Genomic DNA, 14,528 nt, shown 5'->3' on the forward strand with positions numbered 1-14,528 from the left:
CTCGCTAAGCGTTGCCTGCTCTGCCGTCTCAGTGGGGTCGCATTATAGGGATATTCGAATGATGGTCAACGTTTATTTCACGCTTATCCAAAAGAACTTGGTTTTAGTACAAAATACATACAAACCGCGGTTTGAGGGGGTATAATTTGCATATAAAAAGACCATTCAATCAGTTTATACAAAGGATATGGTTATTTACATTGAACTAATTTCACTCTTAAGAAGATAATAACTTTAAGCCTTCTCATAATTATTCATCTTAAGCACTCACACAAACTGCTTTTATATATAGCTGTATGAGTAAAATTGTTAGGTACTATTACTAACCATTAATACGTATATATTTATCGGCTAACTCATCTAAAGTTTCTCGGCAATTTGGATCTGGTTTAATGCAATCTATTGGACATACACTTATACAGGTTGGCTTTTCATAATGCCCTATACACTCGGTGCACCTTTCAGAATCTATCTGATAAATTTTAGCGCCCATATAAATTGCTTCATTTGGGCACTCTGGGTCGCACATATCACAGTTAATGCATTTATTATTTATTAGTAGTGCCACTATTACTTCCTTCGTTGACCTTGAATAAAGTGCGAATACTGAATCGCACTTGTTTTATATAGTTTATAAGTTACTTAACGCTTTTCATCTCTAAAAAATACACCGAGCACCCATTAACTTTTTATTGCAAACCGCTAAGAAAACATTAATCTTAATGTCATTAATTAAGTTTTGGAGTTAAAAACAATGGCTGATTATGTATGGATATTCCCCGCAGTTGTACTTACTATCATTTTGACTAAATTAGTTATAACTCATGCAAACACTAAGAAAGAAGAGTCTTGACTTAACAGACTGCTTGTAAATTAGTTCATTCCTTTAATAAAAACTTTTTATTATTAATAATCTTTTTCGTTTTATTTAAGCAATAAAGTTCACAGTGATATACAGATACCTTCATTACTAAGTTTAATCGTTAAGTTACTACTGTATGCTTATGGGGGTTACGTGTATCTTGGTGCTCGTCTAAATTACGCATCAAAATGGCGTGCTCTAAATTAATACCTTCATCTAGCGGAATTTTTACAATATGCCCAGAGCCTTTGGCATCGCAAATACTTTCGCACTTTTTGTTTTGCATGTATTTAAGCTCAAACGTAATGTTTCCCTGCGGTGTCATCAATTCAAGTGAGTGGCCTGTACAAAATTTATTTTTAACGTTTATTTCAACTAGTCCATTTTCGCTGCGCCCTAGTACTTCACCCACAAATTGCTGCTTAGTAGACACCGAATGACCGTATTCGTAGTTTTGATATTCTTGGTGAGCATGGCGCTTTAAAAAGCCTTCCGTATAGCCTCTATGTGCTAAGTTCTCAAGCGTCTTAAATAAGTTTGTATCGAATGGTTTACCCGCAACCGCATCATCTATTGCTTTACGGTATACCTGAGCTGTGCGCGCAACGTAATAAAACGATTTAGTACGCCCTTCTATTTTTAAGCTATGTACGCCCATTCTTGTAAGTTGTTCAACATACTGCACAGCACGCAAATCTTTTGAATTCATAATATAAGTGCCATGCTCATCCTCAAATGCAGGCATATACTCACCTGGGCGACCTTGCTCTTCAAGCATAAATACATCCTTACTTGGCACGCCTTCGCCAAGAGTAGGAATTACCTGTTTCGGATCAAACTTATGTACCATTTCGCCGGTTTCGTTCTCAGTACCGGGTTTTACATCGTATTCCCAACGGCATGCATTCGTACATGTACCTTGATTTGGATCGCGCTTATTTATATAACCCGAGAGTAAACATCGTCCAGAATAAGCCATACATAATGCACCATGCACGAATACTTCTAGCTCGGTGTCTGGACACTGTGTGCGTATTTCCTTTATTTCTTCAAGCGATAGCTCACGAGATAAAATAACACGCTCAATACCTTGTTTTGCCCAAAACCGCACACTAGCGTAATTAACGGCATTTGCTTGCACCGATAGGTGAATAGGCATGGCTGGCCACTTTTCACGAACAAGCATAATTAAACCCGGATCGGACATAATCAGCGCATCGGGCCCCATTGCTATTACTGGTTCAATATCACGTAAATACGATTTAACCTTAGCGTTATGCGGTGCAATATTTGATACCACATAAAACTTTTTATTTAATGCGTGTGCTTCATTAATGCCTATTTGTAAGGTCTCTAAGTCAAACTCATTATTACGCACACGCAAACTGTAGCGAGGCTGGCCGGCGTAAACGGCATCGGCCCCATATGCAAAGGCGTAACGCATGTTTTTTAAACTGCCTGCAGGGCACAACAGTTCAGGTATAAAAGGGCTTGAAGAAACAGGTGACATTTGCGCTCCCTACAACAAAGGACATTAAGCCAATTGTGTGCGTCATAAATTTAAATATAAAATCAAAGCGCGGCAGTATAAATAGCACTAAAAATTTCCCCTTGATCAAGATCATAAAATTGTAATTGAACTGGTTTTTAATAAAATTAGGATTTTTCAGCTAAAGCGCGTATAATTCGCGCCCGTTAATATTCACACTTTTACTTATAAATTATTGGAGCATAAAGATGGCTTTAGAGCGTACTTTCTCAATCGTAAAACCTGATGCAGTAGCTAAAAACCACATCGGCGCTATCTACAACCGTTTCGAAACTGCTGGCCTTAAAATCGTTGCAGCTAAAATGGTTCACCTTTCACAAGAGAAAGCTGAAGGCTTCTACGCTGAGCACAGCGAGCGTCCTTTCTTTGGCGCTTTAGTTTCTTTCATGACTTCTGGCCCAGTAATGGTTACCGTTCTTGAAGGCGAAAACGCTGTTCTTAAAAACCGTGAAATCATGGGTGCTACTAACCCTGCTGAAGCACTAGCTGGTACTTTACGTGCAGACTACGCTGACAGCATCGACGAAAACGCTGTTCACGGTTCTGACGCTGTTGAATCTGCTGCTCGCGAAATCGCGTACTTCTTCGCTGACGAAGAGCTTTGCCCACGTACTCGTTAATTTGAGTTTCACAGCTAACCCTGTGATGCAAAGTATGAAAAGGGCTTTCGAGCCCTTTTTTAGTCATTAATTAAAGTATTACACTGGCATATTTGATGTTTTACTTAATGATTAAAGTGAGTGAATTGTGTACAATTCGCCCTTATAAATTTTATCACCACCGTTACTGATTAAGGTTGTTTCATGACCACTGCGCAAAAAAAGATTAACTTATTAGATTTAAACCGAGATGCAATGCGTGAGCTATTTGTATCGTTCGGTGAAAAGCCGTTTCGTGGCGATCAGGTGATGAAATGGATTTATCATTTTGGCGTAGATAACTTCGACGAAATGAGCAATGTAAATAAAAAGCTTAAAGAAAAGCTTAAAGCTGAATGCGAAATTGTCGCCCCTGAAATCTCAGTTCGCCAACAAGCGAGCGACGGTACAATCAAATACGCATTAGTCCTTGAAGGCGGCCAAGAAGTAGAAGCCGTGTGGATCCCAGAAAAAGAACGTGCAACGCTATGTGTATCTTCGCAAGTTGGCTGTGCTTTAGAATGTACGTTTTGCTCTACCGCACAACAAGGCTTTAACCGTAACTTAAAAGTGTCTGAAATTATTGGCCAAGTATGGCGTGTAGCTAAAGATATTGGCCTAGATGGCAACAGCGAAAAGCGCCCTGTTACTAACGTAGTAATGATGGGTATGGGCGAGCCATTGCTTAACGTTAAAAACGTAGTACCTGCTATGGAATTAATGATGGACGACTGGGGCTTTGGTTTATCTAAGCGCCGCGTAACATTAAGTACATCGGGCGTGGTACCGGCACTTGATTTATTAAAAGAGAAGATTGACGTAGCGCTTGCTATTTCACTTCACGCGCCAGATAACGCACTGCGTGATATTTTAGTGCCTATTAATAAAAAGTACCCTATTGAAGAGTTTTTAGCGGCATGTCGTCGTTACATTGATGGCTCTAAAGCCAATAAAGACGTAACAATTGAATACGTAATGCTTAACGGCGTTAACGACAGCACCGACCAAGCTCACGAATTAGTTAAAACGTTAAAAGGCACGCCTTCTAAGGTAAACCTTATTCCGTTTAATCCATTTCCGGGTAACGAATACACACGCTCGAGCAACAGCCGAATAGACCGCTTTTCTAAGGTTTTACAAGCTGCTGGCATTACATGTATTGTGCGTCGTACTCGCGGGGATGATATTGATGCAGCATGTGGGCAATTAGCCGGCGATGTAGTTGACCGCACTAAACGTATGGCGAAAAAGAAAATGCGTGACGATAACAAAATCTCAGTTAACATCCAGCAAGCCTAAATTTAATTAAATTACTAAAAGCCCTCCTGTTAAATCGTTTATTATTAAATAATTGATGCAACATGAGGGCTTTTAGGTAATATAGGCAATATGGACAAAAATAAAGAGATAAGGTAATGCGATCTATACTTGCTATAACACTATCGGCACTGGCTTTAAGTGGCTGTGTTACCGAAAGTAGTTATAACGGCAGTAATAAGCCCGTTGTCAAAAATAAAATCAATAACGCCGGGGCAGCACGCACTCGAATAGCTTTAGCCTTACAGTACCTAAAAACAGGTAATAATTCACAAGCAAAATACAACCTAGAACGCGCTGCTGAATTCGCTCCCAACTTACCTGAAGTTCATTACTCTATGGCCTATTACTACCAGCAAGTAGGTGAAAACCCATTAGCCGACAGAGCCTATCAAAAAGCATTAGATATAAAGCCTGATGATCCTAATACGCTCAACAACTACGGTGTATTTTTATGTGGTATTGATGAATACGACCGCGCCACTGATCAATTTTTAAAAGCCATTGAAATTCCAACGTATATTCGTGTTGCCGAGAGCTACGAAAATCTAGCGTTGTGCGCCATTGAATTTGATGATTTTGAAAGCGCAGAAACTTACTTTAAGCAAGCGCTTAATCACAGCTCTCAACGAACCTCTACTCTTATAAGCTTAGCGGCTCTGTTTTATGCAAAAAGTGACTTATACAAAGCGAACGACATTCTTAAAAAACATGACGACACAGGCCGAGTATCCTCGCGTGCTTTAATGCTTAGCTATTTAGTTAAAAATCGTATGGGTCGAATAGAAGAAGCCGAAAAAGTAGCAAGCACACTTTTACAAACCTATTCTACTAGTAAAGAAGCATACGCAATTAGAGAGCAACGCACACGATTTAACGAATTTGAAATGCTGCGCGAGAAATATCGTAAGGCAAAACTCAATGAGTTAAAAGCTGATGCAGACAGCACATATATAAGTGCAAAACCAAAAATAAAAATAGTAAGAAAAAAGGCACCTAATCAAGACAGCACAACAAGTCTGGTTATTAAGCAACCGACACAAGTAACCCCAGCAAAGCCTGGACAAAACACGCAAGATGCGAATCCGGTCATAGCCAGAAATGATATGAACACAAGCGCAGATACAGCTGTTAATGAAGTTGAAACAACACCAGAAGTCACTCCAAAAAAAGTTACACCTAAAGCACCTGTAACAACAATTGTAAAACAGTCAGTACAAGCTGAAACAAAACAAATTAAACCCTCTGGGCCATCAACAGATACGTCTGCGGTATTACTTGCGTTAACAACTCAACCAAATACAACAAATATGCCTGAGTCAGTTATTGAAGAGCCTGCTACTAAGCCAAGCACAGCAGCTTCAACAGTTACAGCTAAAATAGTAACAGCACCACCAAAAGAAGAGGTGAAAATTATTTCTTTTGGGGCGCCTAAAACGGCTAACTTTAATTCACCTCAAACAAATCAGCCAGCAGTCACGACGAACACGACAGCTGCCAGTAACGACTCAAATGTTGTTTTTTACGAAGCCACTAAAAATGAAGATATTTTTGAAACGAGTGGTTACCAAAACGGTAGTGACGTTACATTTACAAACTTATCATCAAATAAGCAAACAGCGTTACCCATGTTAAATCCTAAAGTCGCTACATTACGAGTGCCTTTTCATATCATTGAGTTTGGTGAAAACCTATTTAGCATTTCGGTGCGATACAATGTTAAACTACAAAAACTCCTGCAATGGAATGGATTAAAAGAGTCGGATCGGGTAATGAATGGCAGTAAAATTTACTTAAACGATCCTAATATTTATTACGAAATTAAATCTGGTGACTCCCTTTACGATATTGCTACCCAGAAGCAAGTATTAATTGATGAATTAATGCGATGGAATAAATTAAGTCCTGATATAGAGCTAAAACCAGGACATAGACTTTTACTAGTGGATCCAGACTCATACCTATTATGAATGAAGAAAATACGCAAAGCGAGCAGCCTACAGTAGGCCAAATTTTAAAAGCACACAGAGAGCAAGCCAAGGTAAGCATTGAAACCATCGCTAAACCACTAAAGCTATCTGAGTTTCAAATTAAGCACCTAGAAAATGACGATTTTCAAGCGTTAGGACCTATTACTTTTGTTAAAGGTTATATAAAGAACTATTGCCGTGAATTAAAAGTAGATAGCGCACCTATATTAGCCATGTTGCCAGCACCACCTGAGCCAGCAAAACCAGCTAATATGCAGAGCTTTTCTCGTCGTACAGAAAAAGAAGCAAGCGATAGCCGTTTAATGTTGGTAACTTACATTATTATAGCCATTGTTATTGGCTCGTCTGCTTTATGGTTTTGGCAAAACGCCACCCCAATTGAAGAGCAAACCACAAATATAAATATTGGCAACACCATAATGAGTGAACGCCAAGCCATTCAATCAACTAATATTGAACAGCAAAAAACAGCAAACGATGTTGATGAGTTACGCCAAGAGCCTGTTGAGCAAAGTACAGATTTAACAAATAACGAAATAACACAAGCAGTTAACGAACAAACTTCAGAGTCAGATACCGATAAAGCCGACATCAGCACAATAGAAATGCTATTTAATGACGAAAGCTGGGTCGAAATTCACGACGGCGAAGGCGAAAAAATAGCCTTTGGCGTTAAAAAAGCAGGTTACAGAATGACTGTTTCTGGTACACCTCCTTTTGCTGTTGTGCTTGGTAAGCACAATGTAGTTAACATTACCTTAAACGGTGAGCCAATAGATATTTCGGCTTTTCCTAAGAACCGTTTAGCCAAATTTACATTACCATTAGCAGAGTAGTCGCTATGTTTTCAGAATCACCAATTAAACGCAGAAAATCCACCCGTATTAATGTAGGCAATGTGCCTATTGGCGACGGCGCTCCAATTGCCGTGCAGTCGATGACTAATACCGACACCATGGACGTTGATGCAACCGTTGCACAAATTCAAGCTATACAAGATGCTGGCGCCGACATTGTACGAGTATCGGTACCGACTATGGACGCAGCTGAAGCGTTTAAAAGTATAAAAGAGCAAGTAAGTATTCCGCTTGTTGCCGACATTCATTTTGATTACCGCATAGCCCTAAAAGTGGCAAAGTATGGCGTAGATTGCTTACGTATAAACCCTGGCAATATCGGAAGCGAAGAGCGCATTAGAGCTGTTGTTGATTCAGCTCGCGAGCACAACATTCCTATTCGTATTGGCGTTAATGGCGGCTCACTTGAGCGCGATTTACAGGAAAAATATGGTGAACCAACACCTGAGGCGTTATTAGAATCAGCAATGCGCCATGTTGATATATTACGTCGCCTTGATTTTGATCAATTTAAAATATCGGTAAAAGCGTCAGACGTATTTTTAGCTGTAGGCGCATACCGCTTGCTTGCAAAAGAAATAGACCAACCTTTGCATTTGGGTATCACTGAAGCTGGCGGCATGCGTTCAGGTTCAGTGAAATCGGCTGTTGGCTTAGGCATGTTACTAGCTGAAGGCATAGGCGATACATTACGTGTATCACTCGCCGCCGACCCGGTACAAGAAATAAAAGTAGGCTTTGATATATTAAAATCACTGCGTATTCGCTCTCGTGGTATTAACTTTATTGCCTGCCCTAGTTGCTCACGCCAAGAATTTGATGTAGTAAGCACTATGAACCAATTAGAAGAACGCCTTGAAGATATAATCGAACCGGTTTCTGTATCGGTTATTGGTTGTGTAGTAAATGGCCCTGGTGAAGCACTCGTCAGTGATATTGGCCTTGCAGGTGCAAATCGCCGTTCTGGTTTGTATATAAATGGTGAACGTCAAAAAGCCCGTATCGACAATAACAATATTGTTGAGCAATTAGAGGGCTACGTTCGCGATTTCATAGATAAAAAGCAAAGCCAAACCACTATCGATGTAAAAATAGTCGAATAAATAACGCATAAACCGCCAAGCATTCGTGTTTGGCGTTGACCCTTATAATAGATTTACCCAAGCATTCAAAAATACAGAGCTCAGCGCTTCATCGGGCTTTATATCAAAGTATTACTTTTAATAATGGTAATTTCTTTTAATTCCAACGACGCTCGCATCTTGAGTTGGTTTGGGTATATAATGTCGGGTCAATTTTAAGCATTCTCGTTGTGTAAGCATTTTTTTATTACACATAAACAGTAATTAGGATTTATCAGTGGCAAAACAAATTCAGGCAGTTCGCGGTATGAACGATTGTCTGCCGGGCGATACACAAATTTGGCAGAAAGTAGAAAACATTTTACGCGAGACTGTAGCATCGTTCGGTTATCAAGAAATTCGTTTTCCTATTGTAGAATCAACCGATCTATTTAAACGCTCTATTGGTGAAGTAACCGATATAGTAGAAAAAGAAATGTACACCTTTGCCGATCGCAATGGCGACTTACTAACACTTCGCCCAGAAGGCACCGCAGTGTGTGTACGTGCTGGCAACCAAAATGGCTTACTGTACAATCAAGAACAACGACTTTGGTACATGGGCCCAATGTTTCGTCATGAACGCCCGCAAAAAGGTCGTTATCGTCAGTTTCACCAATTTGGTTTAGAAACATTTGGTATTGCCACAGCCGACATAGACGCAGAAGTTATTTTATTAACAGCGCAATTATGGAAAGCGTTTGGCATTAGCGAGCATGTACGGTTAGAGCTTAACTCTTTAGGTTCTAACGAAGCGCGCGCCGATTACCGAGATGCGCTTGTTGCTTACCTTGAACAACATACCGACGTGCTTGATGAAGACTCAAAGCGCCGCATGTATTCAAACCCGTTACGTGTACTTGATAGCAAAAATCCAGACGTTCAAGCAATCTTAGTTGATGCGCCTAAATTGTCTGAGCATTTAGATGCTGAATCAAAAGAACATTTTGAAAATTTATGTGAACGTTTAGACGCAGCTGGCGTCTCATACACGGTTAACGAAAAATTAGTGCGCGGTTTAGACTATTACAACCGCACAGTATTTGAATGGGTAACCGACAGTCTTGGCGCGCAAGGCACTGTGTGTGCAGGTGGACGTTACGACGGCTTAGTAGAGCAACTTGGTGGAAAGGCAACCCCAGCAGTTGGCTTTGCAATGGGCCTAGAGCGCTTAGTATTACTACTACAAGCACTTGAATGTGTTGGTGACATACGTCGTAATGCTGATGTATATTTAGCGGCAATGGGCGACAAAGCAAGTATTCAAGCCCCAATTATCGCGTCAGAACTACGCCGTGATGTGGCTGGCCTTCGTGTGATGGTTCACGCGGGTGGCGGAAACTTTAAAAAACAATTAAAACGTGCCGATAAAAGCGATGCACTTGTTGCCGTAATTATTGGTGAAGATGAATTAGAACAAGGCGTTGTGACCATAAAGTATTTACGCGAGCGTAAAGAACAAGTCACATTAAAATTAGAACAAGCTAAAGCGCTACTAGCTGAGCTTATAAACGGCTAAGCAGATATTAGAGGTAATCATGGATATACATTCAACAGAAGAAGAACAAGCAGAAGCAATTAAACGCTTTTTCCGTGAAAACGGTCTTTCACTGGCACTTGGTGTAATTGTCGGCTTAGGTGGCTTATACGGTTGGAAAGCTTACAACCAAAACCAAATTACAACCGCTGAGCAAGCGTCAGACTCTTACACTAAATTAGTTGAAGGTGATGATGTTTTATCGTCAGCTGATGCTTTTATCAGTGAAAATAAAGACACAAACTATGCTGCACTTGCAGCGTTTGTTGCCGCTAAAGATGCGGTAGAAGCACAAAAATTAGATGTCGCTAGTGAAAAGCTAAGCTGGATTGTATCAAACGTTGATAATGTAGAATTAAAAGCAATTGCGATTACACGTTTAGCGCGTATTCAAATTGCACAAACTAACTTTGACGATGCTTTAAGCACACTAAATGCACCATTACCTGAAGCATTTAATGCAAACGTAGCAGAACTTAAAGGCGATATTTACGCTCAGCAAGGTAATAAAGAGCAAGCACGTACTGCTTATCAAGCCGCGGTAGATGCAGGAGGGTTAACAGGCAACCCACTTTTACAAGTTAAGTTAGATGACCTAGCAGTAACTAGCCCAGCGGCATAAGGTTTTAGGTATGAAAAAATTAACGACCGCAACCCTTGCCCTATGTATGGCAACGCTAATGGGTTGTTCATCAAGTGATGAAGAAGACGAACTAGTCCTTCCAGAAATCGTCAATCAGTTTGAAACTGATGTGGTTTGGCAAGAGTCTGTAGGTAGCGGCGTAGAGCATTACTTTTCTCGCTTAACACCTGCTGTTTACAAAGACACTGTTTATGTTGCTAACCGCGAAGGTCAAGTAGAAGCTTTATCGCTTACTAACGGCGATGTACAGTGGGACACCGACGTACGCCAAGACACCTCTTTTTGGCCTTGGAGCGACGACGGTTCAGCAAAATTATCAGGCGGTATATTACAAGCTTATGGTAAACTGTATATCGGTTCTGAACATGGCTTTGTTGTAGCACTTGACCGTGAAACCGGTGAAGAAGTATGGCGTAAAAACGTACCTGGTGAATCACTTTCAAAAGCAGCAGCTGGCGATGGCTTAATATTTGTAAACTTAGGCTCGGGTAAATTACTAGCCCTTCATCCAGATACTGGTGAAGAGCGTTGGAGCTTCGAGCAAGAAGTGCCTGCGCTTACATTACGCGGACAAAGTGCACCCACTGTTGCCAATGGTGGTGTTTTAGTTGGCCTTGAAACAGGTAAATTAAGCGTTTTAATTTCAGAAAGTGGTTACTCAGCTTGGAGTGCAGAAATTGCAGCTGCAAAAGGTGCCTCAGAATTTGAACGCCTAGTTGATGTAGACACGCAGCCACTCATTAGCGGCCCATACGCTTATGCAATTGCATACAACGGTAACTTAGCTGCAGTGGATATTCGCTCTGGTAATGTTGTTTGGAAGCGCGAATACAGTAGCTATCGCGAAATTTCGATGGATGCGCAAAGTATTTATGTAGTAGACAGCAACGGCGTTGTTTATGCATTAGATAAAAATTCAGGTATTGAACGTTGGAGCCAACCCGCACTTCGTGGTTGGTACTTAACAGGTCCTGCTGTTACAGGTAACTATTTAGCCTTAGGCGACCAAGAAGGTAACCTACATTGGCTAAACAAAGACACTGGTGAGCTTGTATCTCGTGAAGACTTTGACAGCTCAGGCTTCTTTGTTGAACCTGTTGTTGCCGACGACAAACTGATATTATACACCCGTGACGGTGAAGTAAGTGCGGTAACAATACCAAACTAACTAGCTAACACTTAAAGGTTTTTTGTAAGGCTTCGCTCTGCGAAGCCTTTTGTTGTTTTTTAAAGAGGTAGTTTATGCTTCCCGTGATCGCTCTAGTTGGGCGACCCAATGTGGGCAAATCCACATTATTTAACCGTTTAACACGTACTCGTGATGCACTCGTAGCCGATTTTCCAGGTTTAACACGAGATAGAAAATATGGCCAAGCTAATTACGATGGCTATGAATTTATCGTGGTGGACACGGGCGGTATTGATGGCACAGAAGAAGGCATCGAGATCGAAATGGCTGACCAATCGCTACTTGCTATTGAAGAAGCCGACATCGTACTGTTTTTAGTAGACGCACGCGTAGGTATGACCGTTGCCGACCAAGCTATTGCCAATCATCTTCGCAAGCAAGACAAAAAATGTTTTGTTGTTGCCAATAAAACCGATGGCATTGACGCTGATTCAAACTGTGCTGAATTTTACCAGCTATCACTGGGTGAAATTCATCACATTGCAGCAGCGCATGGTCGTGGTATTACACTTTTACTTGAGCACACACTTCAACCTGTGATTGCCGAACTAGCAGCACAAGATGAAGACGTAGCCGATGACGATGAAGAGCTAATAGACCTTTACGAAGAAGGTGAAGGCGATGATACCGACCACCAAGCATTTGCAGATAAGCCGGTAAAGCTTGCAATTATTGGTCGTCCCAATGTAGGTAAGTCAACACTTACAAACCGTATACTAGGTGAAGAACGTGTAATTGTGTACGATATGCCAGGTACAACGCGCGACTCTATCTATATCCCTATGACACGTAACGAAAAAGAGTACGTGTTAATCGATACAGCCGGTGTACGTAAACGTAAAAAAGTAAGCGACGTAGTAGAAAAGTTTTCAGTTATTAAAACACTGCAGGCTATTGAAGATTGTAATGTTGTTTTACTAGTTGTAGATGCGCGCGATGGTATTTCTGATCAAGACTTAAGTTTATTAGGTTTTGCGCTTAACTCAGGTCGTTCATTGGTTATTGCCGTGAACAAATGGGATGGGCTTGATGACTACGTTAAAGATCGTATTAAAACCGAGCTTGACCGTCGTTTAGGCTTTATTGACTTTGCACGCTTGCACTTTATATCAGCACTTCATGGCACAGGTGTTGGCCACTTATTTGAATCCGTTGATGAAGCGTACGAGTCAGCAACTAAACGTATAAGTACTGCAATGCTACGCCGTATTATGGACATGGCACAGGCCGATCACCAGCCGCCACTTGTTCGTGGTCGTCGTGTTAAGCTTAAATACGCGCATGCCGGTGGTTATAACCCGCCGCGTATTGTAATTCACGGTAACCAAGTTCACGATTTACCAGATAGCTACAAACGCTACCTAATGAACTACTACCGTAAAGCACTTAAAATTATGGGCACCCCAATCAAAATTGAATTTAGAGAAGGTGATAACCCATTTGCAGGGCGTACTAATAAAGTAACGCTTTCGCAAAAACGTAAAATACGTGCTTTTGCAAAAGAAAACCGTAATAAATAAACGGCATAAGCGTTAATTTATTACAAAAAACGGCGTACTTTTTAGTACGCCGTTTTTGTTTTAATACATTATTAAACGTTACAAGCTAAGTAAAGCTAAGTAAAGCTAAGCGCACTAAGTTCTCAACCGTGGTTTCGTGCGCACTTTTATTTTTATTAGTTGGCATAAACCTAGAAGCAGGCGGCTTAATAGTTATAAACCCATGGTTGGTGGCCATTTCGTGCGCTAGCAGTTTTCGCTCTTTGGGTGTTAAATGGTTTTCGTGTATTTTTGCAAGCTCGCCGCTATCAAGCCATATGCCAGCGCAACTTGGGCACTCGTCTATCTCAACCACTTTGAGCGGTGAAAAAAACCGGCGCATCATCACCACTTTTTTGCACTTCGGGCAATTAATTCGTAGCGATACATCGTATTCACTCTCGCTATATTCACTCAAATACTTAAGTAGAACCTGACCATGCTTTAACTCAGGCGAGCTAAACTGAAAAATTTGGCTGTTATCAAAAAATACGCCGCCTTGCGCTGACGTAAAAACAGTGATCCCGCCAACAAGTAAAGGTTCAAGTGGCGTATTGCTACGAGGACAATACATTTAAAATTCCTTTTTATTTTAAATTTTTATTATTTACTCAAGTGCTTTATGAATAAGCCCAACAAGCGGCGCAGGTAATGTAATATTACCTGCAAGTACAAACTCATGCGCGTCATCTGACATTTTTTGCCATGTACGGCGAATAATCCCTATCCATTTTTGCTCATCGTAATCAGGCTTACTATTAGCAAACCCCAACATGTAATGCTCAATAAATACGAGGCTTGCTACGTCTTCTACTAATTGGCTGTCTGGGTTACGTTTAATATTTTTTTTAGCTACCGCATCGTAAACTCTGTTTTGCTCAGCTTCACCGTAACCAGCTTGCTTCATGAGCGCAACAACACTACTTGCATGAAATATATAAAGTGCACTGCGCCATTGATGATAACCCTGCTTGTTCATTTCAAAGTCACTACGCGGCGACTTCCAGCGTTGTATATGCTGCCCACGCACTGCAATTTGCATAAGCTCGCCAGCATCGGGATTAAAACGGCTAAGCATGTCGCTCATTCGAGTTGCATAAAGGCTTTCTTTGGGCACGCTTTGCCCATTAAATTGATCACTGTTTGGGTCTTGGTTGTTTGCTTCATCAATTAAGGCGATTACTTTATTAAACATGACAGTCATTTTTTATAATAAGTTCTAATCATTCTAAACGCTGATAAAACAATAAACTAGTGCGCCACTCAGTTACACAGTGAAATTTGTT

General features: G+C 40.8%; 13 protein-coding genes. 9 read left to right on the forward strand and 4 right to left on the reverse strand.

Annotation, left to right across the window (positions count from 1 at the left end; translation table 11 throughout):
- Positions 1-322: 322 nt before the first annotated feature.
- Together RF53_RS07825 and trhP are read right to left on the reverse strand one after the other, a co-directional pair.
- Positions 323-568 carry a YfhL family 4Fe-4S dicluster ferredoxin gene (locus RF53_RS07825; protein ID WP_039037218.1) on the reverse strand — a complete coding sequence of 82 codons (246 nt, stop codon included), beginning with the start codon at positions 566-568 and terminating at the stop codon, positions 323-325.
- Positions 569-983: 415 nt separating this feature from the next.
- Positions 984-2,372, reverse strand: a complete 1,389-nt coding sequence (gene trhP, locus RF53_RS07830) for a prephenate-dependent tRNA uridine(34) hydroxylase TrhP (RefSeq protein WP_039037219.1) — start codon at positions 2,370-2,372, stop codon at positions 984-986.
- A gap of 227 nt (positions 2,373-2,599) precedes the next feature.
- Between trhP and ndk the strand changes: the two genes are divergently transcribed.
- The 9 genes from ndk (at position 2,600) to der (ending at position 13,224) form a co-directional block, all read left to right on the forward strand.
- On the forward strand, positions 2,600-3,031 hold the full coding sequence (gene ndk, locus RF53_RS07835) for a nucleoside-diphosphate kinase (protein ID WP_008111339.1): 432 nt from the start codon (positions 2,600-2,602) through the stop codon (positions 3,029-3,031).
- A 183-nt stretch (positions 3,032-3,214) separates the two neighbouring features.
- The gene (locus RF53_RS07840) at positions 3,215-4,348 is read left to right on the forward strand and encodes a bifunctional tRNA (adenosine(37)-C2)-methyltransferase TrmG/ribosomal RNA large subunit methyltransferase RlmN (RefSeq protein ID WP_006793574.1); all 1,134 of its coding nucleotides are present in this window, start codon (positions 3,215-3,217) and stop codon (positions 4,346-4,348) included.
- Between the two features lie 116 nt (positions 4,349-4,464).
- Entirely contained in the window at positions 4,465-6,336 is a 1,872-nt protein-coding gene (pilW, locus tag RF53_RS07845; RefSeq protein WP_039037220.1) for a type IV pilus biogenesis/stability protein PilW, read from the forward strand.
- Positions 6,333-7,193 carry a RodZ domain-containing protein gene (locus RF53_RS07850; RefSeq protein WP_039037221.1) on the forward strand — a complete coding sequence of 287 codons (861 nt, stop codon included), beginning with the start codon at positions 6,333-6,335 and terminating at the stop codon, positions 7,191-7,193. Before pilW ends, RF53_RS07850 begins: the two co-directional genes overlap by 4 nt.
- 5 nt (positions 7,194-7,198) lie before the next feature.
- Entirely contained in the window at positions 7,199-8,317 is a 1,119-nt protein-coding gene (ispG, locus tag RF53_RS07855) for a flavodoxin-dependent (E)-4-hydroxy-3-methylbut-2-enyl-diphosphate synthase (protein WP_039037222.1), read from the forward strand.
- 256 nt (positions 8,318-8,573) lie between these two features.
- A complete protein-coding gene (hisS, locus tag RF53_RS07860; protein ID WP_008126587.1) occupies positions 8,574-9,854 on the forward strand; it encodes a histidine--tRNA ligase in 1,281 nt (426 codons plus the stop codon).
- Between the two features lie 19 nt (positions 9,855-9,873).
- Complete coding sequence (locus RF53_RS07865) at positions 9,874-10,494, forward strand: YfgM family protein (protein ID WP_039037223.1); 621 nt, start codon at positions 9,874-9,876, stop codon at positions 10,492-10,494.
- Positions 10,495-10,504: 10 nt separating this feature from the next.
- Positions 10,505-11,683: an outer membrane protein assembly factor BamB gene (gene bamB, locus RF53_RS07870; RefSeq protein WP_006793568.1), complete on the forward strand. Its 1,179-nt coding sequence runs from the start codon at positions 10,505-10,507 to the stop codon at positions 11,681-11,683.
- A gap of 74 nt (positions 11,684-11,757) precedes the next feature.
- Entirely contained in the window at positions 11,758-13,224 is a 1,467-nt protein-coding gene (gene der / locus RF53_RS07875) for a ribosome biogenesis GTPase Der (protein WP_010556037.1), read from the forward strand.
- A gap of 85 nt (positions 13,225-13,309) precedes the next feature.
- On the opposite strand, the gene RF53_RS07880 is transcribed toward der, so the two are convergent.
- Together RF53_RS07880 and RF53_RS07885 are read right to left on the reverse strand one after the other, a co-directional pair.
- Positions 13,310-13,816, reverse strand: coding sequence for a TFIIB-type zinc ribbon-containing protein (locus RF53_RS07880; RefSeq protein ID WP_039037224.1), 507 nt, complete (start codon positions 13,814-13,816; stop codon positions 13,310-13,312).
- 33 nt (positions 13,817-13,849) lie between these two features.
- Positions 13,850-14,437, reverse strand: a complete 588-nt coding sequence (locus tag RF53_RS07885) for a DUF4202 domain-containing protein (protein ID WP_082014425.1) — start codon at positions 14,435-14,437, stop codon at positions 13,850-13,852.
- Positions 14,438-14,528: the final 91 nt, after the last annotated feature.

Source organism: Pseudoalteromonas sp. ECSMB14103, from assembly GCF_000813065.1.
Taxonomy (GTDB): Bacteria; Pseudomonadota; Gammaproteobacteria; order Enterobacterales; family Alteromonadaceae; genus Pseudoalteromonas; species Pseudoalteromonas marina.